This is a genomic window from Candidatus Neomarinimicrobiota bacterium, assembly GCA_034716895.1.
Lineage (GTDB): Bacteria > Fidelibacterota > UBA8477 > UBA8477 > JABMPR01 > JABMPR01.
The window spans coordinates 5,562-32,247 of the sequence record JAYEKW010000159.1 but is presented as its reverse complement, the minus strand read 5'-3'; the positions used below and the strand labels follow the sequence as shown (position 1 = coordinate 32,247).

The 26,686-nt window shown below is 46.4% G+C and carries 15 protein-coding genes and 1 pseudogene; 1 reads left to right on the top strand and 15 read right to left on the bottom strand.

Annotation, left to right across the window (positions count from 1 at the left end):
* A partial coding sequence (locus U9Q77_09990; protein MEA3287687.1) for a YkgJ family cysteine cluster protein occupies positions 1–296 on the top strand: 296 nt, incomplete at its 5' end.
* 45 nt (positions 297–341) lie between these two features.
* Here U9Q77_09990 and U9Q77_09985 read toward each other — a convergent pair.
* The 15 genes and pseudogenes from U9Q77_09985 to U9Q77_09915 all read right to left on the bottom strand — a co-directional run.
* Entirely contained in the window at positions 342–677 is a 336-nt protein-coding gene (locus tag U9Q77_09985; GenBank protein ID MEA3287686.1) for a thioredoxin family protein, read from the bottom strand.
* A 51-nt stretch (positions 678–728) separates the two neighbouring features.
* A pseudogene (locus U9Q77_09980) lies at positions 729–1,100 on the bottom strand (FKBP-type peptidyl-prolyl cis-trans isomerase).
* Positions 1,101–1,124: 24 nt separating this feature from the next.
* Positions 1,125–2,615 carry a HAMP domain-containing sensor histidine kinase gene (locus tag U9Q77_09975; protein ID MEA3287685.1) on the bottom strand — a complete coding sequence of 497 codons (1,491 nt, stop codon included), beginning with the start codon at positions 2,613–2,615 and terminating at the stop codon, positions 1,125–1,127.
* 9 nt (positions 2,616–2,624) lie between these two features.
* Positions 2,625–3,332, bottom strand: a complete 708-nt coding sequence (locus U9Q77_09970; protein ID MEA3287684.1) for a response regulator transcription factor — start codon at positions 3,330–3,332, stop codon at positions 2,625–2,627.
* A 33-nt stretch (positions 3,333–3,365) separates the two neighbouring features.
* Entirely contained in the window at positions 3,366–7,538 is a 4,173-nt protein-coding gene (locus U9Q77_09965) for a C25 family cysteine peptidase (protein MEA3287683.1), read from the bottom strand.
* Between the two features lie 318 nt (positions 7,539–7,856).
* Positions 7,857–10,970 (bottom strand): C25 family cysteine peptidase, encoded by a 3,114-nt coding sequence (locus U9Q77_09960; protein MEA3287682.1) that lies wholly within the window; start codon positions 10,968–10,970, stop codon positions 7,857–7,859.
* 202 nt (positions 10,971–11,172) lie between these two features.
* Positions 11,173–13,524, bottom strand: coding sequence for a M14 family zinc carboxypeptidase (locus tag U9Q77_09955; GenBank protein ID MEA3287681.1), 2,352 nt, complete (start codon positions 13,522–13,524; stop codon positions 11,173–11,175).
* 89 nt (positions 13,525–13,613) lie between these two features.
* On the bottom strand, positions 13,614–16,607 hold the full coding sequence (locus tag U9Q77_09950) for a T9SS type A sorting domain-containing protein (GenBank protein MEA3287680.1): 2,994 nt from the start codon (positions 16,605–16,607) through the stop codon (positions 13,614–13,616).
* Between the two features lie 52 nt (positions 16,608–16,659).
* A complete protein-coding gene (locus U9Q77_09945) occupies positions 16,660–21,153 on the bottom strand; it encodes a C25 family cysteine peptidase (GenBank protein ID MEA3287679.1) in 4,494 nt (1,497 codons plus the stop codon).
* Positions 21,154–21,156: 3 nt separating this feature from the next.
* Positions 21,157–22,215: a hypothetical protein gene (locus U9Q77_09940; GenBank protein ID MEA3287678.1), complete on the bottom strand. Its 1,059-nt coding sequence runs from the start codon at positions 22,213–22,215 to the stop codon at positions 21,157–21,159.
* 30 nt (positions 22,216–22,245) lie between these two features.
* A complete protein-coding gene (locus U9Q77_09935) occupies positions 22,246–23,277 on the bottom strand; it encodes a hypothetical protein (protein MEA3287677.1) in 1,032 nt (343 codons plus the stop codon).
* The gene (locus tag U9Q77_09930; GenBank protein MEA3287676.1) at positions 23,277–24,137 is read right to left on the bottom strand and encodes a hypothetical protein; all 861 of its coding nucleotides are present in this window, start codon (positions 24,135–24,137) and stop codon (positions 23,277–23,279) included. Before U9Q77_09930 ends, U9Q77_09935 begins: the two co-directional genes overlap by 1 nt.
* A gap of 221 nt (positions 24,138–24,358) precedes the next feature.
* Positions 24,359–25,477 carry a poly-gamma-glutamate system protein gene (gene pgsW / locus U9Q77_09925; protein ID MEA3287675.1) on the bottom strand — a complete coding sequence of 373 codons (1,119 nt, stop codon included), beginning with the start codon at positions 25,475–25,477 and terminating at the stop codon, positions 24,359–24,361.
* A complete protein-coding gene (pgsC, locus tag U9Q77_09920; GenBank protein ID MEA3287674.1) occupies positions 25,470–25,919 on the bottom strand; it encodes a poly-gamma-glutamate biosynthesis protein PgsC in 450 nt (149 codons plus the stop codon). Before pgsC ends, pgsW begins: the two co-directional genes overlap by 8 nt.
* Positions 25,920–26,477: 558 nt before the next feature.
* Positions 26,478–26,686: hypothetical protein (locus tag U9Q77_09915; protein ID MEA3287673.1), on the bottom strand; the 209-nt coding region annotated here is incomplete at its 5' end.

The following is a 26,686-nucleotide window of genomic DNA, read 5'->3' as shown; positions in this document are numbered from 1 at the left end:
TGGAAATGCATAAAGACCAGTATGTCTTCAAGAATGATGGAGACAATTGCATCTTTTATGGTGAAAAGGGCTGTACCATCTATGACGCCAGACCCAGTCAATGCCGCACGTACCCTTTCTGGAAAGTCAACTTAAAATCCTCCTATCGTTGGAAGATCACCTGTGAGGAATGTGAGGGAATCGGTAAAGGAAAGCTGTATCGTTTTGATGAGATCGAGGCAATCAAGAATCAAACGAGCCAAACACCAGCAGGACCAGATCCCAGCAATCTCAGCAGACCTGTTTTAAGCGAATAAAGTGAGTCAAACCGGTTTCAGGAACGGAGACAACCTGAGATCAATTTAGCCGCCACTCTCCTCCGGAAACTGGTTGAACAATTGGGCATAGCGCCGGACTGGTGCTTCCAGCTCGTGCATCCCAAAGTGACGACTAAGGCGAGTAATCTCACGACCCTCAGCCATAAGTAACAAGGTGGGAACTGTAAATATTAGGTTCTGTCCAGCAATTTCCATGGATTCTTCAGTATTTATGTACTGAAAATGCCAGGGGGGTTCTTCAGACAGGAGGGTTTCCACTTTCGGTCTCAACACTTTGCAGACATTGCAGGCAGGAGTTGAAAAATAGAGCAGCGTCAAGAGATGGTCAGACAGGATATCTTTTAGATCTTCAGAAGTCATTTGGAATCCTCACCCCTGTACTCTGGGTCACATGGGTATATTGGTGGCTGATTATCGAATTTCCAGAAGCTCAACGTCAAAGATCAAGGTCGCATCTGGAGGAATAACCCCACCTGCTCCCCGTGATCCGTACCCCAGCTCGGAGGGAATAATGAGTCGGCGTTTACCACCAACTTTCATGGACATAACCCCTTCATCCCAACCCTGAATCACCCGGCCAATACCGATGGTAAAATGAAACGGTTTGTCCCGATCAACCGAGCTGTCAAACTTGGTACCATCTTCCAGAGTGCCTGTATAATGAACGACCACACCCTGCCCGCTGAGAGGTGATTTTCCGGTCCCAACTTCCAGATCAATAATTTTTAGGCCACTATCCGTAGTGACTTCTTGAGTCATCATATTTTTCCTTTTCTGGTTAATACAGGGGTTTAGAACGTGAAATATTTAAATGGTTACAACTTCTTTGTATAGCTTAAGATCGAACGAAAAAGTACTGCCGACATCAGGGCGACTCTTTACTTTGAGACCGGTGTCATGCAGCTTCAGGATATGCTGACAAATATGTAAGCCCAGACCAGTTCCCTTTATCTGTCGGTTCAAATGCTGTTTGGAACGGTAAAAGCTATCAAAGATTTTTCCCATATCCTCTTCAGCAATTCCGATACCGGCATCCTCGATGCGAAAGGTCAGCATTTCATTTTGTTTGACCACAGTGGAGATCTTGATCTTACCACCCGGTTGTGAAAATTTAATAGCATTGCTTAACAGGTTTCGGATGACCTGACGAATCCGCAGCGGATCGGCGTTGACAGTTTGGATACTGTCGGCAAAGTCTCGTTCAATGGTGAGTTGAGCCTGATCTATGAGTAAAGCATAACTCTGCAGGACATCCTCCACCAATTCCACCATAGGAAAAGGCTCAGGGTTGATCTTCATCTGCCCGGTTTCAAGGATGGCCACGTCAAACATGTCATCAATGAGCGCACTCATGTGACGAACCTGGGTGTAGACTGCACCTAGTTTTTGACTGAGATCAGCTTCGGTCATCTTGGCTCTGTGTTCCACCAGGGTTTCGATATTGCCCTGCATGACCGTGAGGGGTGTTTGCAATTCATGACTGACTGAAGCCAACAATTCTGTGCGCATCTGCTCCTTGCGACCCAATTCTTCAAACATGGCATCAATACGTTCCATCATATCACCGACATGCATGGCCACATGACCAATTTCATCGCTGGACTGGTCATCCAGAACAAAACCATTGTCTCCAGCACGATAGCTTTGGACAGCGTGAGCAACCCGATCGATCCGTCTGGTCAGGAAATACCAGAACAAAACTCCGGCAAAACCGGCTATTATCAAACTAAATAAAATGGCACGTGTGAGCAGGACTCCATATTCCTCCCACCAACTTATCTGTACATCCTCCCCACCTTCCAACATGGTGACCAACACGTAAGCTTCTGGATTCGTGGCAGAGCCAACTGCTGCTGCTGAAAACACGAAATCCAGGTCACTAGATGTGGGAATTGGAATCTCAATCGGATAGTCGCTGGTATCAGCTTTAATAAATGAGTCAAGTATATCAGTGGAAACTGTATGTTGTATCAGTGTTGAGGGGACATAGCTGCCGTGCTCCTGGATCTCGCCATCAGGTGAAACCAGAAAAAGCTCCATGCCGGGATAGTTAAACGCGATGGAATCAAAAAAAACCGACAGGTCTTCAGTGTCGGTTTTAATATTATTCAGCTCGTTTGAGATCTCCATTGCTGTGTGGCGATAGGTTGTCTGAATTTCAATTTCCATCTCATTTAGCAGATCAGCCTGATTCCATAGTACCAGCAGAACACCATTGATCACAAAAAACAGGATCAGTGCCAGTGAGACCTTAAAGGTCAATGTGCGGTGCAGGGGTATGCGGCGGATCTCGACCATCTGAAGTGCTTAGTTGCCTATCTCGTCTGAAAATTTATAACCAACGCCCCATACCGTTAGGACGTACTCTGGTTTGTTGGGGTTCTTTTCGATCTTGGAACGCAGACGATTTACATGGGTATTCACAGTGTTCTCATAACCCTCAAAGGAATAGTCCCACACAATGTCCAGAAGCTGTTTACGGCTGTAAACCCTACCCGGTTGACGGATCAAAAGGGTCAGTAAGTTGAATTCTGTGGCAGTGAGCTGAATTTCAGAACCTCTGATCCTGACCAACCGTTTTTCCAGATCGATCTCCAGGTCACCCTTACTGATATTGCGAGCTGCTCCTTCATCATCCTGGATATGTGAGGCTGCGCGACGCATCACGGCGTTGATCCGAGCCACCAATTCCTTAATGCTGAATGGTTTGGTGATATAGTCATCACAGCCGGCTTCCAGTGCTTCGACCTTATCCAATTCATCGTGTCTGGCTGTCAGCATGATCACTGGAGTATGAATATTATCTGTATGAAGCGCACGAACCACATCAATGCCAGCTATCTCCGGTAGCATCCAATCCATGAGGATGAGACCATAGTCTCCCTGGCGTGCTTTTTCCAAACCACTATCACCATCACGAGATATGGTTAGTTCAAACCCTTCATATCTGAGACCTTCTTTAAGCAGGCTGATGATCTCAGCATCATCTTCAACAAGTAAAAGGTTTTTATTCATACGGCGATCCCCTGTTCTAAATGGCCCCTACGTCTAACGCAGAAGGGTTAGTTTCACCATTTGTTGTGAATCTGCTGTGGCAATTCTGGCAAAATATATCCCCGAACTTACCAGACGGTCTGATGCATCTACACCCTGCCAGCTATAGACATGCTCACCGGCTGGCATTTGTGAACTGGAAAAACTTACGGTTTGTCCCAGAGCATTGAAAATACGAATGGATACTTCATTGGCTTCCGGCAGGTTATAGGAAATATTCACAGTGGGGTTGAAAGGATTCGGGTAAACTGCAGTCACTGCAAAGGTTTCTGGAATCCTGACCACAGCTGTTTTCATAAGCGCACCTGAGGCATCTGCAGCTTCCGGATATGTGATCTCAAGACCGTTGCCCTCAAATGTGAGTAGTTCAATTTCAGTTGGTGCTGCTTCCATCCAGTAGCCGAGAACCCTCAACTCATCACCGTCAATTCTGCTTACCATCGTGAGCCCAGCATGGTTCAAAAGAGTGGGTAGGACATCAGCACGTACTGTAAACGCAAATGCCTCAGCCGGTTTGGATCCGCGTAACACAAGACTGCCGGACTCCAGGATAAAGTCAGCTTGACCTGTAGTATTTGAAGTGGGACGAGTCAGCTCACTACCCAGGATATTATCAACCAGCAACACCACATCCCCTACTGAAATGGTGGAGTCCAGGGACATATCTGCAGCCCAGAATTCACATTCTCCGATAGTGGTCTGACCTAAAATGGTATTGACCAAGATGATCAGATCCTGGACATTGCGATAGCCATCATGGTTGATGTCACCGCGAGCCCAACCAGGACAAGGCAAAACAGCATCGGTGCGGGTAGTGAATAACAGAGCAGATCCATCGCCCAATACATGGGCAGTTTCAGCCCAACTGTTATTATAGGTATACTGCAGACCAACTAAACCAGTATGATCTTTTAGACCTGTGGTAGAGTATTGGCCGTGAGCGGAACTTCCCCAGCCAACACCAACATCATTATTATTATTATAGGTATGGTATTGGATCTTGATATCTCCATTACCGTCAGTACTACCATAATAGTCCGGATCATATAAAATGACCTCAAATTTCTCAGTCGAATTACTATAGTCGTTCTGCATATTATGGTATTCAATAACGAAATAATGTTCAGATGCATTGAAGTAAGTGTAAACATCTCCACCACCCATAACCAGGTTATCCCAGAAAGCGGCAATCATGGGATTCGGTCCCAGGGGACTGGGCATGGGGTAGTTGCGAAAAAGAGCGATTTCACTCTCTCCCAACGCTATATAGCCATTGGAGCAAATGGAGATCTGGTTGTAATCGATGCCATAAAAACCAAAATCAAACGGCAGGTTCACAAGATCGATATCCTCTTGATTTTCATTATTATCTGTCAGAGGAACCAATGTACCAACGTAGGCACTCATGCCGGGAACGATCTCGATCCAATCATACACCGGAGCCAAAGCATAGGCCAGATCCTCATCACTATAACAAAAATAGCCGCCAGCATCAGGTCCAGTTGGATCACCGGCACCTGGTGTGCCAATGGGTAATAGAAAGGCTTTACTGACAAAGCTAAAGTCGCTCAGATCATCAAAAAACTCCACTTGAAACGGGATCTGCACTCCTACAGTCACCTGAGTGTTAATATTCACTTGAAAGCTGGAGGCCGAGTTGTTACTTAACGCTCCCGGTTCAGCATCGGTGAAAACAGCAGTTGAATCGAGGATTTCCACATTGGGATCATTACAATGCAGTACAGCATGCAGGTTGCTGCTGCCAAGCGTGCCCACATTTTCACAGAACAAAACCAGATCCGAAATCTCACCTGGATCAAATGAATAGGGTGGAGCGCCGGTCTCACCGACTTCATTGATCTGCATAAATGGAGCATAAACCTCAAAGCGTCTGTGGTCAGTATAGCCTGATCCATCTGCTTCAACATAGAACTTGATATCATAGCGACCGATGGAAGGATATCCACTCCAGACCTCGAAATGGTAGTCATCGGTATTAATCGAGACAGATTCACCGGCCACCAGACTATCAATATCCAGCGGGATGGCCATGCCATCTTCAGCCTGTACATCAATTAAAATATCATAGACAGTGGCAGCAGAGTGATTGGAGAAGCTCCATTCGAGCAGACCCATTTCACCCGGATTAAGCACGCCATCACCATTTCCGGTAAATTCATTAAATGCAGATGTATCGATCAACACAGCAAAATTATCATTACCCACAGTGACGGTTGATTGGAGGGGGATATGATTATGCTTGGTCACGGTAAGGGTTAACTCCGCAGGTAGTTCCGCCGGCAATTCCAAAGCGACTACGCCATCTTCATCAGAATAGCCTGACACCAGAACATCAAGTCCGGTCAAGGTGACCCAGGCACCTTCAACTCCTAGATCAAATGCATTTGTCACGGTGACATCAAAGTATTGCACATCTACTGGAATATCAGTTGGGGCATCTACCGTAAGCTCCTGAGGTACACCGGTCCACAACTCTAACGAGGGATCCCCCATGAGGTTATTCCAGTGGCTGAAGATCTGGACATAATTTCCGGAAGTGCTGGGGTAGGTTGAATTCAAGCTAAGTCGCCCACGTTCTAGAACTACTCCTGCATAGAACAGATCCTCAGCAAAAAGGCTGTGGTACATCCCCATTGAAACGCAGTTGTTATAGAGTGTGTGCGTACCTGAGGTGGCCGTTCCAACAGCTGCAATAGCCCCTTTGGGATTGGCACTTGAGCCAACCTTCAGAAATTTTTCAGAACGTGCATCTCCGGTGAAGCCACCAGTACCACAGGTCAAAATAGTTACAAAGGGCAGACGGGGACCGTTCATCAGGTTGGAGGTGTTACTATTTCCCCAGCCACTCATACCGAGGTAGCCACGATAATTGAAATAGGAAACACCTGCATTGATCCCATTCTGGATACCACTCACAAAGGATCCATTGTAGACCTCAATGTTGTCATGATATCCTCGATACTCCATCAACTCGTTAATGTTATGATTGATCATAATGGTTGAAAGACCGGATGAAGATTGATCACCCACCAGCAGGGACCGGGTAAACCAGGTTGGGTCTGTCATGGCTGGAAATTTTTCGTAATTCATGATCTTGGAAATGATATTGGCAAATTCCGTTGTTGTATTAAAAGGAAGCCGTCCGATGAAAGCATCAGAAACATAGTCAGAACCGGCTAAATGGACATAGGGATGATCTCCTTCACCATTGTAGCCCGACCAGCTTTCAGTCCAGGTTGGGATATTGTATGACCCACCAGCATCACCCACCAACACAACAAATTCAGGAGGATTGTCCCAGGTATCGTAGGCGGTCTGGATATAGCTTTTGATGTTGGAATTTGAGGTGCCAATGTCTGAGGTGTTAGCCAGATGAACTTCAAAACCTTTTTCGTGGCGCCAGTTGGCCAGATTCTGTAGCAAAGCGATTACAGCGGCGTTATTAGGGTGGATAAAAAGGACTGAAGGGGTTTGGTAATTCGGCTCAAGAACCAGGGTTGAATTGGGAACCAGATTTTGATAGATCGGTTCAAAATATCTTGAAATGGGTTGATCCGGGGCGATGAGGGGTTCAGTATGATTTACGGTTACTTCAAGACCCTCATAAACACGTAATTCTTTACGAACCGGGTTGTATTGAAAGGGGGTTACTTCGATGGTGACCAGATTCAGGTCACGCATGGTGATTCGATCATGCACAATGACCGGAATTTCCGGAAACCAGGCATCGCGCTCATAGATCTCACGATCCAATTGAAAGCTGGAACCGGTGCGGTCTGTTTCCAGTTGAACCGGCTGAAAAGGAGCCAGGGTTACGTTGGTTTCAACATGTATGCTATTATAGGAATAATCAGTTTGCAGTTCGCCGGTTGCGGGGACTGCCAAAAGGGTTGTAGTTGAGGGTAGATCAGGAGCGCCAACCAAACGGATCTGACCGTCCATCTCAGTTACCAGATGATCATAACTACCACTGGCGTAGGTGACTTTACCCATTGAATATTCTGGAGTTACAGTTGCTAATACTGAATGGTTCTCATCAAAGGATCTAAGCATGAGGTGAGTCTGATCAGTGCCAGGATTGTCGGCCGCAAAAAGGCTACCTGCCAAAGTGAATGAGATGATGATGGTCCGAATATTTTTATACATGATCTACCTTTCAATAATTCCCCTAATTCGAAGAATATAGCCTGAGGGCTTAGGTCGTGGAACGCAAGCAATCTAACAATTTGATAAAAGGCAGGCGTGAACTCGGGGATTGCCACACCCCTACGGGGTCGCAAAGACGCAAAACATGTATATCGACATAATACCCATTGAATTTCAAAACACACACTTTTGTCTTCGTGAAACGGCAGACTTAGAAAGACTCTGCGTCATTTCGATGAACTCAATACAACGCTCTGCGCCTTTGCCTGCCCGCACAAAGTTATACCATTTATACGCAGGCGGGCGAGAGGAAATTCGCTATTTCAGCAGGGTGATCTTCTGGATGTGATATTCACCACCCACAGCAATTCTCACCAGATACACAGCCGATGATAATCCTTCAGTATTAAGGGTGAAGTGATAGGTTCCACTATTGAGCTGTGCAATATTCCGACTTAATAGTTTTCGGCCGCGCAAATCATAGACTTCCAGGGTCACCTGACCTTGTTCCAGAAGCGTATATGGAATTGTGGTTACTCCATTGAAGGGATTGGGATAAGCTGCACCCACGGTAAACGAAAGGGGACGTTCAGCATCTACGGCTATGGGCTGAACATAGAATTCAGGCGGATTGGTTGTAAACCGAATGATCCGACCCGCCACCAGATCGGCAGCGCCAGGGGCGTAGTTTCTGGCATAAACGTACATGACTCCGTCGTTCTGATCAGGTGATTCGATACCCACCGTACTATAGTTGTTGATCTGATCTACATCGTTCACTTCAAAATACTGAAATTCAATAACACCATTACCATCAGCAGCAACAAAAGCGGCTGGATCATGGAGAATGATCTGAAATGTTTCCAGAAAACTACGATCTCCAAAGCCATTCCAAACCTCATGCCACTCTATTATAAATTGCTGATTAACCTGATCATGAAAGGTGTACATGTCAATTGGACGACCGACTTCCTGGCCATTGACCAGCGTATCATTGTCAAGATCATCCCAGAAAGGAGCCAGCATGGCATCCGGTCCCAGGGGCATGGGGATGGACCAATTTCGGAAATAATTGATATAATCTGATCCAAAAGCAGCCCAGCCATTAGAGTTAATGGTCATTAGATCATAATCGATATCATAATAAGTGAAGTTGAAGGGTAACGCTATGACCTCATGATCATCATCGCTCAAACTGTAGTGTTGGGCGCCAGCTTCAACAGAGAGATCCTGCCAGGCATAGGTGGGCAGTTCAGGATATTCTGTATCAGTATTATCATAAGCCCAGTATCCCTCATTTAAGGTGGGTGGCGTGGGATCTGTGCTGCTGATAGCACCCACAATAACCGTAATCCGTTTCTCATAAAAGGGTTCGACCTGATCGCCCAGGGTAAAACTAAAATACAGGGGCAGGCGACTTCCATGGGCTACTTGAGCAAGCGATCCACTGAAGCTGTCATCTGAAAACATCAGATTGCCTTCAGCGGTTAACACGGCAGTCCCTGACACATCCTCCAGAGTTACAAAATCAGCAGGACTGCTAAGATCGATATGGATCGTTGTTCCAGTAGCGCCCATCCCCAGAAAACTGCCATTCAGCTCAAGACTGAAATCCGCATCAGGCAGAGGTCTGGGTGTGTTGATAAAATTGACTCCCACAGCAGGAGCAACTGTCTGGATCGGGATAGCCACTGATGAACCATTGCCATCAATTTCCAGATCAATGAGGATCTCACGATCTATCAATTGAATCACTGGTGCTGACAGACTATTCATACTCAGGGTGGCTCCGGCAGGTAGGGTAATACTCCCGGCAGAAGCTGTATAGGACCCATCCGGTGTACTCAGATTCAGCGTTACCGTCTGGGTCGAGTTGCCATAATTGTGTAGTTGAGGGGTCCAGGTACTCATACCGACGTGTAGCCCTTCCTCCATACCGTTAAAGACCACTCCATTGCCAGCAGCAGGAGTGATCTCCATGGTCACTGGTAAATGACCTGGACTGTTCAAGGTTATCTCAAGCGGTACCTCTGGATTGTTCTCATCATAAAAAGCCGCACCATCATAGCGATAGATCCTGATCTGTCCATCTGTCCAGCAACCGGATCCAATGATAGCATCATTTTGGCGTAAAGCGAAAACACCCTGAGGTAAATCCGGCCGATGCAACGTGATCAGGCCATCATCCCAACTGACTGAGCCAAGATCGGCGGGCACTACATCGATACTTTCTGGTGTAAGCAGCCACACCGGCAGGCTGGGGTCACCCATGATATTATAGGTGTGATAATAGAATTCAGCCATTTCGCCCGGATCCAGTTCGTTGACAAATTCATCCAGAAAACCGAATTTTGAAGCTAATAAAGCCGGTGCCAGCTCATGGGCACGACCTTCCATGAGGGCATCCCATAATTTGCTGTTAAGGGCATTGTTGAATTTGGTGCGAGTGTGAAGATCTGAAGGTGCCACAACTGCCACAGCACCGGTTGGAATAGCAATACTGCCCTGGGTCAGCAAAGCCTCACAAAAGGCCGGGTCAATTGAGCTGTCAAATTTACCAGTCCCGCAGACAAAACTGAATACAATGGGAAGTTTGTTGCCGTTGGTCAGATCACCATCATCAAAATCACTGACATGGAAATGAGGAAAATGCCAACCATGGGCGTCACCCCAACCGCGATAGTTCACAACTCCCACTCCAGCGTTCCAGGCTGCCATGATCTGTTCCGGTCCGGTTACTGGTGGAAAAAACACGGTATCAACCTGAGAATATCCAAATTCATCCAATTCATCTCTCAGCCAATAGGAAGTCCAGACTGGAGTCAGAATAGTGCCGGTGTCCGCATAGTTTCCAGCAGTGACCAAGGCTCTTTCCAGATAACCTGATTCCACATCCGGAGTTTGGGCATAAGTGATGGTGCGAGTGATCACTTTGACCAGATCCTGGGCTGTATCCACGGGCCAGCGACCGATAAATGCTTCCGGGAAGAAATCATCTCCACCTCCCTCGATCAATACATAGGGTAGATCAGTCACATCATTTTCAGGGCCATAGCTGAAGGTTGGTAAAGCATAGGCACCATTCACATCGCCAATGAGCAAGACGTATTCCAGGTCATGCGTGGCATAATAATCAGCGATGTAACTGCGGATGTCAGAACTGTTACTACCGGTCTCTGACAGCGGCACCATATTTACTCGAAACCCTTGTCGCTCTTTAAAAATGCGAAAGGAATCAAGGAATGGATTGGTAAGGGCTGCATCGGCTCCAATGACCAGGAAATGACCACGTTGATATGAATCCCAGGCATAACGATCTGCAACAGTTGGATAGTTTTGCAACAGATCTTTGAAAGCCAGAGGTCCGGCTGCAGAAAGCATCATCGCAGTGAACAGGATGATCGAACCAATCTTAAGAAAACTTTTCAGCATATCGTTTTAACCTTTTTTTGCTAGTGTACTTATTGTGCTTCCAACGTTGCAGTTCAAACTCACCCCTGTATCCTCTTCCATCTTCGTTTTACTACGCCGTGACAAGCTCAAAAGGGGACCTAGTGTCACGTTAAGCATGATATAGCGCAACCAAGCCTTGTTGTTTTTTACTGCACTTCTGATGTTCAATTCGCATCATTCCTCAGAACTTGTCAATTACCATCAGCTTACGGGTTATAGTTTGTTGCGTTCCAGTGAGCCGGAGAAAATAGATTCCTTTACTTACCGAATGCCCGGACAGATCCTGCCCCAGCCAGATCCAGGAGTTGGCTCCGGCGTTAAAGTAAATATGCTCCTGATATATTTCACGACCCCGGATATCAAAGACCTGGATCTGACCCATACCTGAGTTGGGCACTGTAAAATTCAGCTCGGTTTGCTTTTGAAGCGGATTTGGTGACAGCGTAGCGCTTAGCTCAGCATCCTGACTGAAGCCTGGGGTATTCCGCTCCTTTTCAACCGGATCGATCCCGACAAATTCAGATTCTGATAAAAAGAGCGCGAGGGAATCGATCTGCCAACCTCTAAAGCCTACAGTTGAATCTGTTTTCATCTGCAATTTCAACAGTCCGGATACGGGAATAGATCCATGGATAAAAAAAGTTTCGGTATGATCTTTAAAATTTTGATCAACCCAGGTTTGACTGATGAGTAACTCCGATTCATCTGCTGTCCACAACTCCAGGGCAAGTGTATCCAGATGCCATTCAACTTCATAGGCATGTTTCAGAACCACTCCCAAACGCTGAGCATCGGGAAAAACATCCAGATTGATATTGGGCAGGGTAATTTCCATATCCAATCCGGCAGCATAGAACAGATCGGGTTGTGAGACCAGTTTTCCAGCGGTGGTTGCCCACGAACCGGAGGTAATATTCCAGTCCGTCAGATCATCAAAACCAGTGCTGTAAGCTGTGACCGGTTCAGCCGGTAAAGTGACAGTAAGTGTAAAAGTCGTAGCATTTGACAGATCGAAGTGATGGTTCTCAGGGAAATATCCCTCTGCAGACACTCCAAGGAAAAGCTCATTCCCCTGCCAATCAAAACGGTTCACTCCAGGAGCCATGGTTAGCGTATCTCGCTGAGTTTCATCCCAAACAATCACTTCATAGGCATCGATCCCTGTTGATTGGGTGAGATCCAGGTCGATCTGGCGGATTGTCATGGGTTCAAGACTAAAATCCAGAATGGTGGCATAACTATCACTGGTAAAAACAGCAGGGATGGTATCAGCACCAAACCCTGGAGCAGAAGCTATCACCCGATAAGTTCCCTGATTGACCAGACGGCGGTACCGCCCAAAACCATCTGTGACCCGAGGCTGCATCATCAGTCCTTCTAATTCAGTCAGACTCCAATCTGCAGCCAATTTTGCCAAACGGATCTGAGCGCCCTCCAGGGCAAAACCATCTGAGGCATCTGTCACAATACCGGTGATCATAGCCTTACTTTCAGGAGCACGGCCAAAAGCCCGGTCCATCAGATAAAAAATACCTTCCAGATTACGTTCGACCGTATCATCAATAATGGCCGCATTGGGTTGCAGGTTATTGGTACCCACCTCCATAAGAAATTGAATAGAACCGGTCTGGGTATAGAACCAATCATGGGCATTTCCCCGAGGAGTCTTGCCAGGAGTAACCGAATAATTGCCATCGCCTGATTCATTAATGATCCGCTGCGCTAAAATATTGGCCATGGAACTCATGATCTCGATATCCGGTGGCTGCTTGGTTTCTTCCCATTCCCAAGAATAGTAAATGATCTCCGGTGTGCCTGAGCGGGCTGAATGGTAGGCCACTGAAAGCAGGAATTGCTCCTGTCTGGCTAACGCGGCGACCGCTCTGACCTCTGACTCGGAAAAGGGAGATGGACCACGGTAATAATCATAATCCCCCACTTCATATTCATCCCCAAAGATCCAGTTAAAATTAAAATTCCGGTTAAAATCAACACCATCGATATCATAACCGATGCCTGGTACATAATCGAATATGCCATTATTATTGTTGTCTGTCTTATTCTTGCGGTAGCTGACATCCAGTCCATCATGGACCACTCGCAACCCTTCTGGATTGTAGGTTGGGATAGCCCACACTTCCAGATTTTCCAGAATGGACATCACATGGGGATTATTGGCATCAAAACCATGCAAAAGACTGTCAATGAGACCGATGGTGATCTCCAGACCAAGAATTTCCTCGGCGTGACACTGTCCCATAAATAGCAGGGCGGGCTCATCTTCATCCTGAGTTGGATTATCAGACAGTTTGACTGCGTAGATAGGCAGATCCTCGTTGTTTGAACGGCCGATCTCACGTACCTCCAGAATGGCAGCATAAGCCGGGATATCCTGAATGGAATCCATATAGGCTACGACTTCCTCGTAGGTATGATAACGTGGATCGATAACTGAATCCCGCAAGTTTGATTGAGCCCCCGCTTGAAACGGTGCCAGAATCAACAGCAGGCAAAAGCCAATGAATACTCGCATAACCTATTTTCCCCACAACACTTGTTTATTTTGACTTAATTGCATAATAAGCGATTGTTTTTATTGATTATTTCAGCCATGGACCAGCATCACTTAAGCAGCATGATCTTTTGTGAAAAACGTTGCTGATCAGAGCTGACTGAGATGAGATAGAGGCCACTACTCAATGAGTTTCCATGCATATCCATGCCATTCCAGACATAGTCAAGACCTGGATCAGAGTCCAGGGTCTCATGGATGAGTTCTCTTCCCTGGAGATCATAGATACTGAGGGTCAACTGCTGACCTGCTACATTCCGGATGGGCAGGGTCACCGCTCCATTAAAAGGATTTGGAAAAGCCCTATCCAGCTTGAAAGTCTTAGCCAGTACGGGTGGATCAATTGAGGTGATTACGCCAGTATAAGCCTGGCTATAAATATTGGTTAATTCCGTCTTCCCTGATGAGCGCATATCCAACCAGGTGATGAGATAGTTCATTGATTCAGATGTGTTGTCTGCGAAAGGGACGATCTGGGGCTCTTTTTGGCTCAAGGCTGCCAAACTCAATGGTACACCGCCTGCAGCATGTCCCGGACTATCTGGTTCAGAATCATAGAAGTAAAGATCGGTGCTGATATCATCACTCCAGTCTTCCCAGGCCAGCAGATAACGTGAAGCTGTAACTGCTTTCAAGGCCGGGTTCTTATCATCAGTGAGCAGGGTTGTGATCTGCTCAGCGGCAGTATCAGTAGTAAGGTTTTTGGTAAAAACATCCAGCTGAAATCCATTAAAATCCTGCCAGGCAGCATAGAGCACACCTGAGTTGTCATCAGCAAAACTCAGCTGCAGATCGTTTTGATCTCCAAAACGGTTACTGACTAATTGTTCTGTTCCTACATTCCCATCAGTATCAATAGTAACTACATACAGATCAACCCCACTCAGCGCCACGTTCCGTTGATCCTGCCAACCCACGGTGATCATATTACTTGAGCCATCATAAGCCGAGACAGCATCAACCTGAGAGTCTGATGCATCTGTTACCGCTTCGGTCCAGATCAGATTGCCATCACCGGCTAATTTGGAAACATAGATATTGTTATAACCTAATTGAGCTTCCCATATAAACAGGATAGAACCATCGGCCATGGCGATCACATCTGTAATGTATTGATCACCTCCGATCTCTGAAGGACTCATTGGCAGACCACCATCAACCCACTGGGCAACACCATCAGCATCATATTTCTGGCCATATATTATGAGTTCGAACAAATCAGAAAAAGCGGTCCAAAGTAAATATAGATAGCCGTCATTGCCCTGCACCAGGTGGGGTTGTATTCCCCCAAAAGTGGATGAGGGATTCACCGGATAGCCAATTCCCGGCCAGGTCGGCAGCAGTTCAGCATCAACATGCTGGGCATACAGAATCTCAGCTCCAGTTGATGCATTTGTATAGGCCAAATAGGCACCACCTGCATTGTCAGGGGTCAACACCGGGTTCCGCTGTTGTTCATTTTCGGAGAGTACGGTACCATCGAGACCAAATTGGATTCCTGCACTGCCATCCATAACTTGTGCCATAGCTACAGCTCCAGTTCCAGACCACCGATTATCTTCCCAGAAGATCATGGCAGCATCATCACCCCAACTGAGGGTTTGAAATTTGGCAGCATCGCCATCAATCCCGAAAAAGAATTCCAGACCATCTGCATCCCATGATTCAGCACCTGAAGCATTCACATGTTGACCGGTAAGCCCAATACTACCTGAAGCGGCATTCGACCATAGGACCAGCGCACCACCTGCTCCATCCGGACGAACCAGACCACCTGTTTGATATTGATACCCCGAAGTCAAAGCCAAGCCATTCTCGGCAAACCCGATATTGCCAGCCAGATCAACATGTTGGAGATATATATCTGATTTGGGAAACCCACCCGCTCTTTCATCCAGCCAGGTCACGAACATGCCCCCATCGTCAGCCAGAGTAAAGCGGGGTTGTTTCTGTTTAAGGGTCACTTCAGCGATGGGAATACCATCATCAGCCCACTGGGTAACGCCAGCCAGGTTGATACTCTGCATGTATATATCAGGGTCTTGAGCGTTGTTGCGAAAATCTTCCCAGACATAGTAGATCTGGTCAATGCCATTCGACTTTACCCGGCAAGCCTTCTGCTCTGAACTGAGGTTGGTGACAGGAAGACCATCTGCGGTCCACAACTCGTCACCATTTTCATCCAGCAGTTGCGAGAATATATCTGTTTTAATATTATTGCGAACATCCAGCCAGGAAACGACTACTGCGTTTCCATTTGCCGGAGCAACCTTCGGATAGACCTGATCTGCGTCATTTCCACAGACCAAACGACCATTTTCACCCCATAATCCGGTAAAATTCACATCCAGCCGCTGTCCATAGATATTTGGATCATTCACATCACGTGTATCACGCCAAACCACAACCACTTCGCTACCGCTGGTTTCAATACTGTGGCCAGTTTGGGTTCCAGGGGCATTCACCAGTGAAAAACCATCAGTGCCCCCTGTGGCCAGAGGTCCATCCAGACTGAGGACAGTCCCAAAGATGTCCCCTGATTCTGAAAGTGAGCCATCGTTCCAAATTACATAGGCAGATCCAACAGCACCCCGAGCCATATTGGCAGTCTGTTGTGACCCGGCATTCACAGCCAGAGCCACACCGGCCGGATCCCAGGATAAATTTCCATTTTCATCAAGATGCTGAGCATAGACATCACCATATTCATCATCACGGTAATCAATCCAGGCCAGAAAAGCGCCACCAGCTCCATCAGAAACCAAAACGGGATCTTCCTGTCGGCCATCAACAGGGGTGGCTCTAATACCGGTTGATCCCCAGAGCAATTGCCCCGATGTATCGATCTTTTGAACATAAATATCACGATCTCCCGTGCGAGTGTCAGACCAGGCAAAAATCATCTCACCAGCGGCGCCGACATCACCGGTACGCTGCCATTCGATATGCACTCCCTGGCGAACTGGAACGCCATCCTCAACCCATGAAAAATTCCCAGTTGCAAAAAGGCTTCCGGTTATCAGAAGCAAGCTTAATAGTCGCATTATTTTAGTACCTTTTTTTCGATAGAACTCTACAGTTCCCGTTTCATTCAAGTTAATTATTTTCCAGGATCGTCTCCACCAGCAAGATCACATCGATGACATCCACGGTGTTATCAGCCGATAGATCCGCCAGCATAAACTGTGCTTCACTCATATCCTCCAGCACAAGAATAAAATCCAACAAACTCATCAAGTCAGTGATATTTATCAGATAATCACCATTCAAATCACCTGCAGGAGGCTGTCCCGTGATGATATCCAGTGAAACCAGCAGATCAGCCATGGGAAAATTGATGGCACTGGTGGTCAGGATCATGGGTATCTCGTAGTGTCCGGGATCCAAATTCCGGGTTTGCACATCAACCACAAAACTGCTGGAAGCTCCAGGTGCTATCTGACCTGACCAACCTGAAGCAGCAAACCACTGGACGGGTGGCAAAATAGAAATGGCCGTTTCGGCTGCAAAGGTGGTGGTCTCGTTATAATGGATCTGCAAACCAATGTTTCGCGCTGCATTCTGCATTCCAACCGTGGCACTGGTGGTTGGTCCGTCAATGGTCTGGTACTGAAAAATGATCTTGCCAAAAGCATCCATGATCACTTGAAAGGTATACAGGTTGCTGGTGCCCCATTTGGGGAAATCCTGCCAGGTGATGATACATTGATCGTAATTATTGGTCCAAAAATAGATGGTTCCCTGGGGTCCTTCATCATTATTCAGATCCTCCCACCACGGAGCAACCAAAGCTGACGGGGCTGAAGCAGTAGGCAACACCGTATTTAACCAGGGAGCATAGTTGCTCATGAATGAAAAAGTGCCATTGCTGCTAATATGGATCCCTGAATACACATCACCATAATAGGGAAATTCAAAACCCAATGATACAGGACCAATACTGCTGTCATCAGGATCAGCGGTGTAATTCAAAATATTGGGTGGAATGGCAATATCGACCCAGTTGTAATCCGGTCCACCCTCATCAATGCTTTTTTTCCAGGTATATCCGAAAGCGTCACTACCCTCGCGAATACCGGGTGTATCAGCCACCTCATCTGGAGTTGCTTTATGGATAGTGGGATCTACGATTATCTGAGGTGCCAGCATCAAATCCGAAGTGGAATTAATGTGAATATTATACGCCAGTGGTGACTCACCTACGTTGGAAATAATAATGGAATCTCTGCCTGTGGACCAAGGGTTCTGGGTAAAACTCAAACTGGTAGTGTTGACTGCAGCCATGCCGTCTGCAAGTCGTTCACCACGATCAGTGGTAAATAAAAGAGCTGTCTGATTTGCCAAATAACCAATGCTGGGGTCATTCATATTATTGTAAGATGCCAATAGTCCGGTCTGGCTATCTGGAGCTTCGATCCCAGTGGTTGAGAAGTTCGCTTGCAGGTCAATATTGTCATAACTTTTGTATTGGAACTTGATATCATTATCACCTGAATCGGTGGGATGGTCATTGGTGTTATAGATGATGATCTGAAAACTCAGATCGGTCTGATACCACAAATTGCGCATGCGATTCCACTGAATAACGAAATGATCCTGACCTGGTGATGTCAACTGCAAAACAGTGCCGGGGTTCGTGGCCAGATCATCCCAATAAGGTGCCAGCATGGCATCAGGTCCCACGGGAGAGGGAATCGTACGGTTGTGAAAATTCACTGCTGATTGATTGCCAAAAGCGGCCCAACCATTGGTGCAAACCGTGATCTGGTTATAGCTTTCTCCATAATAATTGACCTCAAAAGGCAAGGCAATGACCCGGGAGGCATCTCCTTCTTCATAGGTATCATGCATGTTGATAAGACTGCCTGAACCTCCCAGAACCGGGTCTAATTCCACCCACTCATAGGCCTGGGTTTTGGTGTAGGCCAGATCAAAATTATCAAACATCCGATAACCATAATCATCCACCTGCGACGGACCATAGCGGTTGATCTCGCCAACTTGAAGCCAAAACTCCAGGGTGTCAATCAAACCGGCCTGAATGCATTCAAAATGCAGCTTTATTCTTTCACCAGGGAAGATCTGCTCGCTGAAGATCAGGTTCAAAGTATTGGAGACATCTCCACTTTCATCTACTCCCAGACCAGGACAGACCAGGGATCCATGATCAAAGCTCACCAGGTTATGTGCCAGGGGTATGACCGTGACCTGATCTGATGGGACACCACCCATATTCAACAGCTCGATCTCTACTTCGGCAGAATCTCCGGCATTCAGAGCGCCATCAATCACATTTAGAGCACTGATGGTCACTTGAGGTGCCTGCACACTGAACGTTTGATACCAGGTCCAGATCTCTGTGCCTGTAGCCACTTCCACAGCAATATTGACAGGAGTTGCATGTCCCAGATGGGCATCAGTAGAGAGCTCTACTTGCTCCTCCACATGCACATTTCCGGCTGGAATGTTGGGAATAGTGATGATATCCGGAACCGTCACACCTGCCGTGGTACTTGTAAAACGAAGGGTAACATTATTAAGCTCGACACCGTTACTCACCAGGGTCAGATCCATTGCCCCGGTCTGTCCGGCAACCAGAGAACCATCTGCTGATAGGGTCCAGTCGCTCAAGGACAGCGGGTAATCTGAGGCAACGATGGGTAAAGTAACCAGATAGGGAAATAAATTTTTCCCGGTAACGGTGAGCATAATCTCCGATTCTGTGCCAGACTGAAAAGGAAGCTGGATCTGACCATTGGCATCACTATAGCCACCGATGGCATTTTCGTCATTAAACAAAGCAACATAGGCACCAGGAATGACTGTTCCTGAACCTGTTGTCACACTCACAACCAGGGCATTATCTCCGCTGGATAGTGTGTCGATATGCTCAACATTGAGCAATTGCGGGACATCGGTCCATAGCTGCATCCCTGGATCACCCAACAGATTGTAAACATAATGATAGAATTCCGGGGTATGACCAAAAGGAAGATAGGTATTCTGGTGATAATTACGCCAGAGTTCAAATTTACCATGCCAAAGTGCTTCACCCAGTGTGGTTAACCCCAGATCAAAGATACCGGAATAGATCCCGATATCGATAACATTATTAAACTGGGTATGGGTGTACAGTTCACTGGGACCAAAAAATGCCACAGCTCCTTTGGGATTGTTCATGGTGCCGATCCGGGTCCATTTTTCGCCAAAGCAGGGATCCACATAAGAGGCAAAATTACCGCCACCGCACACCACTGAAGTAATCACCGGAGTTCTGGAACCATTGTGGATCAAACTTTGAATATTATCGTTGGTGAAGTCTGGTCCATACCAGCCATTATACATTCCGTAACCACGATAATTCACATAAGCCACACCCTGGTTGATGGGGTTGGAAATCGCAGAAGCGGAGGATTGCGCCGGGTGATAAGCCGTATAGACCTGCTCAAAGCCATTTTCGACCAACTTGTCTGCCACCCATTCTTTGGTGGCTTGCGCTGAGGCTGCTCCCCAGGTTGTGGAGATCATCAAAGCACGTTGGAACCAATCTGTATTGATCATGTACGGGTTGCTCTCGTAAGCCACGATCTTGGCAGTAAAAGCGATCAACTCCGAGATGGTATCAACGGAAAGTCGTCCCACCATTAATTCCGGAAAGGAATCATCCCCCTCCAACAGAGCGTAGGGATGATCAGTGACCAGATTGTCCCCTTCAGGGTTCTGGACATAGTGACCGGGAAGCCCCTGATCAACATCTCCCACTAAAACCAGATAATCGGGTCGGCTTTCCCAGGTGTCCCAGACTCCCTGTAGATACGCCTTGATATTATAGGCTGATTGACCAGTTGTAGTCGTGTTAACAATGGTCACTTCGTAACCCTGGCGCAGTTTCCAGTCAGCAAAATATTGGATATACGACTCAAAGGTTGGAGTGGTGATGATGAGATAGTGGCCTTTGGGTGCAAACTGATCTGTCGGTAAACTAATGGATCGAATACCACCATCTTCGGTTCTTTGAATGGTTTCGGTTAACTCGACACCGAGAAGCTCGAATTCCAGCGTACTGGTAATGCTCAATGACCGATCAGTGGGGTCTAATTGCAGGGGATGCAGCGTGATGGGTAGAAATTGCTGACCTCGCATGTTCACAAGGTCACCTAAAATTATATCATTATCCTGGGAACGGACAGCCTGACCCCAATCAAAATTCCTGATCTCCCGGGCCTGTTGGTCTGAGTCCAAATGACCTGCAGGGCTGGACTTTAACACGGGATTTTCCAATGCGATCTCAGTGCGAGTCAGCGCCGTTACATGGATCGAACCGGAGACAGTTACCGGGATTACCATGGTGATCATAGGCAGGGCAGCTTCACCGGGTTCACCTGCCACACCGTAACCAAATTCATGAAAGGATTGGGGCTGGGCCAGCAGATCGCGCCACTGGGTCTCAGAAATATGTTGAAAATCAAGTTTAACCTGGATCCCACCATCCACAGGGGTCAGTTCCTGCTTAGGTCGGATAAGATCAGTTGCTCCCAAAAAATTGAGAGCAAGTAGCGTGGTGATGAATATTTGAATGGATCTAAACATTGGTTATCTGCTTTCTATGCGATAGCGTTTAACCCCCTCACGTGTAGCAGCGTAGATTATATCGTTTGCTACATAAGTACGATAGGTATATCCGGCATCAATGGCCTGATCAACCCGGGGATGTTCCGGATCACTCAGATCCACCAGAAATATCCCATTTTCCCCACAACCTAGAACTGCTATGTCATTCCAAATACTGATCTGTTTAACCCAGCCGGCTACTTCAATATCAGCCAGGTGGGTCAGGCTGTTCCCCCCATCCCCCAGATCAAAGATGCTCATACCAGCCATATTATTGGCACTGAGCAGATAATTTTCGTAAAATTGAACTTCCAGGGCCTCACCTGGCGTATCGATGGTGGCTAATGTGTCTAATTCAACGCCATCAAGACGGTATAAACCAACACCCAGCTCATCATGTGAAATTGCCAACAGCGTATCCCTGAGATCCAGACCCAGATTGATCCCTCCAGTGGAAGCACCGACATTATTAAGTTCCCAATAGTGAAAAGCCGGTGATGAATTAAAACGACGATTGAAATAATACTGTTTTAGCCCATCATTGGATGTCCGATCAATAACGTAGAGTGCTACCAGACTGTCATTCATCTTTCTCACCACAAAATCTTCATTGCTGCCACTGCCAAATAAACCTGACTCAAAAACGGGCAGCCAAAGGGGATATTTGATGTAAACTGAATCAAATTCAGTCATCTCCAGATTTAACGACTTATTGAAACCCTGGTAACGATCAAAGCTGAACATAACCCGCGTTTCTGGTTCCACCAATACGCGCAAAGCCGGGTTAAGACTGAAATGATGCTCAAATATTTTACTGACCTCCCCATTCTGATCCTGCCAGATCTGATTGCCGGCCTGGGAAGCAGCCACGAAGATCTTATCACCATGAACCACTACATCTCGGGCAAAACCGGTGGTCACCAGAATATCTACAGGGGTAATATCAACTGACCGATCAGCTTCAATAGGATCAGGTTTCAAACAAGCTATCAAATTAAATATGAGTGAAATGACAATAAGGACGGTTAGGATTTTTTTCATGGGGATAGTGTAACTCTTGTTTACTGGAAATTAATAATACATGTCTATAACGGATTTAAAACCCAAACGGATCCCAAACCAGTAGCGAGAGAAGGACTTCAGGTCACGCACTGCAGGATCACTGGAGTCAACCCGCCGTTCTCGATAACCTGCAAATGGTTCCACTCTGAAGGAACTTGAGAAACGTGGCAGATAGGTAATATCCAGACGAAATTCCTCCTGGTAGCGACCGGCGTGGAGCGGATCATCCAATTGTTCGCTGCCATAAGCTCGTTGATCATAACGACCTGACAGCCTGATCCGATGATCACCTCCAAATGGCAGGGTAAGCGTGGGTCTCAGATTCAGGTAACGAAAGGAACGATCCTTGTCATCGATCTGGTTGTCATTATCGGCAAAACCATATTGAAGTTCAAGGTTCAAACGAAGGGGTTTGAACTGATCAATGGCCAATTTAAACCCGATCTCCTGCATCTGCTTATCATAGCGGGCGAAGGGAGCCTGATAGACTTCCTGACGCACATTTAAACGGTATTCGATTCGATTCTTGCGGGTAAGCCGATGCTCAAAGCCAAGCCAAAGTCGGTCAGTTCCAAAACTGCAATTCTGTCTGTCTATTATTTGAGTAGCCGGGTCACGGATCAAATAATTGCGTAAATAGTACTCCGGCAGGATCCAATACCCACCACTGAGATAGCGATACTGGCCCAGGGACTGTTTGATATTTATGGAATAGCTTTGGTAAGTGCGTTGAGGAATATCATGGTAATAGTGATAAAATACCTGTCCATTAAATCGGGTCTTGCGTCCTTTGAAAAGCCGGGGAGACCACTTTAGTTTCGCATACAACGAAATCAGATTGCTGGAAGAATAGGCAGAATCATCCAGATAATCAGGATCATTGGCTGCCTTTTCTATTTCCAAGTCAGACAAATTGAATGGATTACTTTGGAATCCGGGCTGCAGTCCGATCTCGTAAAACAGGGGGGCTGCCAGCCTTTGGAGAATTCCCTGAGAAAAGGCTTGGCTGATCAGAAGTACTATGAGAAATGTACGCAGCACTATTTATCGACAGTTTTCTTTAATTTTATAAATACTTGACGCTGAGTATCCAGTAGACGCAACTTGATCTCATGCAATCCCTTGCCCAGCTTAACATTGCAACTACGCCATTTGCCTGGCAATACATCATCTTGTCCGATCACAGTAGAAACATCCGAGCGTGTGGTGGAAAAATAATAGGTACCTACCACCTTTCCATTGTCCAGGATCTGCAGGCGATAGTCTTCTTCCCGCCCCATTTGCGGTGCAAAACCCAAGCGGCTGGTAACATTAAGAATAACTGGACCTTCAAGCGTTACAAACAGAGGATGATCTTTACGTAGCCCGTAATAGCTTAACAATTTGCTTCCTGAACGCAATTTCACTGGTGCTTCTTCTGAGAGTGGATCGATCCTTTTTTTCTTACCGGCTGAAATTGATTTATCCCGAAGGATCCTGATCAGGACCGGTTCAGATCTTTTTCTTGGCCGAATAACAACTTCATTGATCCCAGCCGGAATACTGATGAAATCCTTGGCAGCTCTTGTGAAATAATGATTCGGATGCTGAGGTGACTTTACACGGCTGGTACATTTTTGTTGATGTCTGACCTGGAGCGGTTGATTGCCATTAAGCTGGATCTCAAATTCAAACGAATTCGATTTTGAGGTCTTTCTGGTAAGGACGGCTCGTGAATATATTTTGATCCGTTGTGGTCCTTTGACCTTATAAACCAGGGATTCATTTTTCAAAATGTAATACGAGCTGCGATTCCCGGAAACGGTGAGGATATCACGATGTTGCCTGGCATCTTCAGGCTTGATCACGTCAGCCATCACACTGCCAACGAGCAGAATTGAACTTAACATTATTTTAAACATGGAGATCCGGTTCATTTTTTACCCTTGAAAAAATACCAAAAAATCTTTTTCGGTATTATTAAATTTCGATGCCATTTGTCGTTTCATCTTCTCTAATACCCCTAGTCACTCACCACTCACCATTCACCATTCACAATTCACCACTCCCCACCCACAATTCACAATTCACCATTCACAATTCACAATTCACAATTCACAATTCACCACCCACCACTTCTTCCTTAAACATACGAATCCGGCTCATACTTTTCCAGATGATGTTTGATCTTACGTTTACTACTCAACCCAACGATGACCAGCATGGCTAAAAGGATGATGAGGGCTAATGCTGTCGTATATAGATTGTAGTGTTCACTGGCATAAAAGGAACCTACTCCAATTTCCGGCGTCGGAGTGGCAGCATAAGGATAGTCAAATTCGGCAAACATACGCTTAATATTAAGAACGTGAATGATTGGAACACCCTCACGACCAAACTTAGCCATGACCCCGCCATTGCGCATAGATTCAAACCGCATCCGGGTCGTCAGACCTGGTTGGAGCAATCTGGCATAAGCGGCATCCCCCAGGACAGCTGCTCCTCCACCCACATTGAGAAAAGCTTTGTAAGCTTTAATCGGCAGGATAGTGGCAAAACGATCCATTCTGAGTTGAATGGCATCTTCAAGATCCTTACTCTCGAGTGAATCAACTCCATTTCTGGCAATCGCTTTCTGGATCAGTGCACGACCTCTGGGGCTCAATCGGCGACCAATATCTGAACCACCCCCCAGACTAGCTGCTCTGGTTCTAAAAGATATTTCGCCTGCCTCATAAAGCAGAGTCTCCATATCCAGCCAGGTAAAATCTTCAACATTGGCACCCCATTGTGAAGCCCCCACTGAGGTTATAATGATCGGCGTGATCTTCATTTCCTCCAAAGCGGATAAAACAGCCAGATTACCACCTGGCATGGAGCCAGTCAGGGTGACAGCTACTGTATCGCCTTGCTTAACTCCAGCCCGAATCAAATAATCGATCATCATTGCTGCAAGATTGGGATCCAGAACTGAAATCTTAGCATTCAAGTCACCCTCGTCTGTTGTGAGATAAGTGAATTGTCGTCCGATCAGTCCGGTTTCGTTAGGATCATTTACATCATCCATAAAGATTGCTTCTTCCAGACGATCATCTTTCAATATCTGCATGGCTCGCTTCATTCGCTCAGCTGCAGCTATCTTTTCAGCGTGGGCTGGTTCTTGTGTCTTGACAGTCAGGGAGCTCGCGGTGTAAAACACCAATAAAGAAAGAACAGCCATGACAACCAGGACTTCCACACGTTGGATTGCTGGTCTAAACATGGATCACTCCTCCGCTGATCAGCATCACAGCCAATTGGACAATACTGGCAGTTATGATGATGACACTTATTGTCCGGACAACACCTTGCCGATCCATCCACGAAGCAATTAGGCCTGGGATGATATAACCGATGGTATAAAAGTCCCAGCCATAGACCTGGAATTCCACAGCGAGATAATTTCGGGAGATATAACCAAACATAAATCCCAGCAGCAAGGACAGGACAAGTCGGCGTTTGCCGTAGATCAACAGGAACTGTGAAAGACCTTTGACGATGAGAAATACCAGAATAGAGATACTGAAGGTGGCAATAACTCTCAGCGGGTCATGGAGATACATGGCAATATAGCCGGGTACGATAATGCCACCTGCTGTAACGCCCAGCCATTCCGTGAGCCACAAACTAAGGATAATACCTAATCCAATGGCAATTTCAATCATGCTGTAAATCCTGATTTATACATAAAAACTGCCCCTCGCCCGCCTGCGTATAACTTCGTGCGGGCAGGCAGAGTCCGTAGAGAGCGCAGATATTTTTTTGACACGAACACACCAAGCGTCGTATTGAGCTTGTCAAAATGACCCAAAGATTTTCGGGGCTGCTAAATCTAGCCCTCGTGTTCCTCGGTAATATTGTAGGTTGGTAGCTCATTTTCTATTTTCTACAAGTCTTCGCCTATCGGCTACGCCTTGCAAGTTTTTCTATTTCCCATTTTCCATTTTCCATCTTCCATCTTCCATCTTCTATTTTCTATTTTGACGGCCTCGCAAAAAGCACCTCTCGCCCGCCTGCGTATAACTTCGTGCGGGCAGGCAGAGCGCGCAGAGCCGCAAGGTGTTGATTATTATAAACACACGCCATATTTCCTTAACATATTATATTTATAGCAGTTAAGTCGATTTTCATGTTTTTTCAAATACTTTTTGCGGTTTCGTCTATTTTCCATTTTCTATTTTCTATTTTCTATTTTCCATTTTCTATCTTCTATTTTCCATTTTCTACTTAACTCTATACTTCCTCAACTCATCCAGTATCTCAAAACCACTACCAACAATATTCCCGATCCCAAAGATCAGTGTGTTTCCCGGTTGGGACAATAATTTCTTGGCGAAATTAGCCGCCTTCTCCGATTCAGAGAACGTCTCAACCCGGCCTTTGACCTTGGAAAAATAGGGTTCTTTAAAACGATCGAGGTGATTACCCCTCA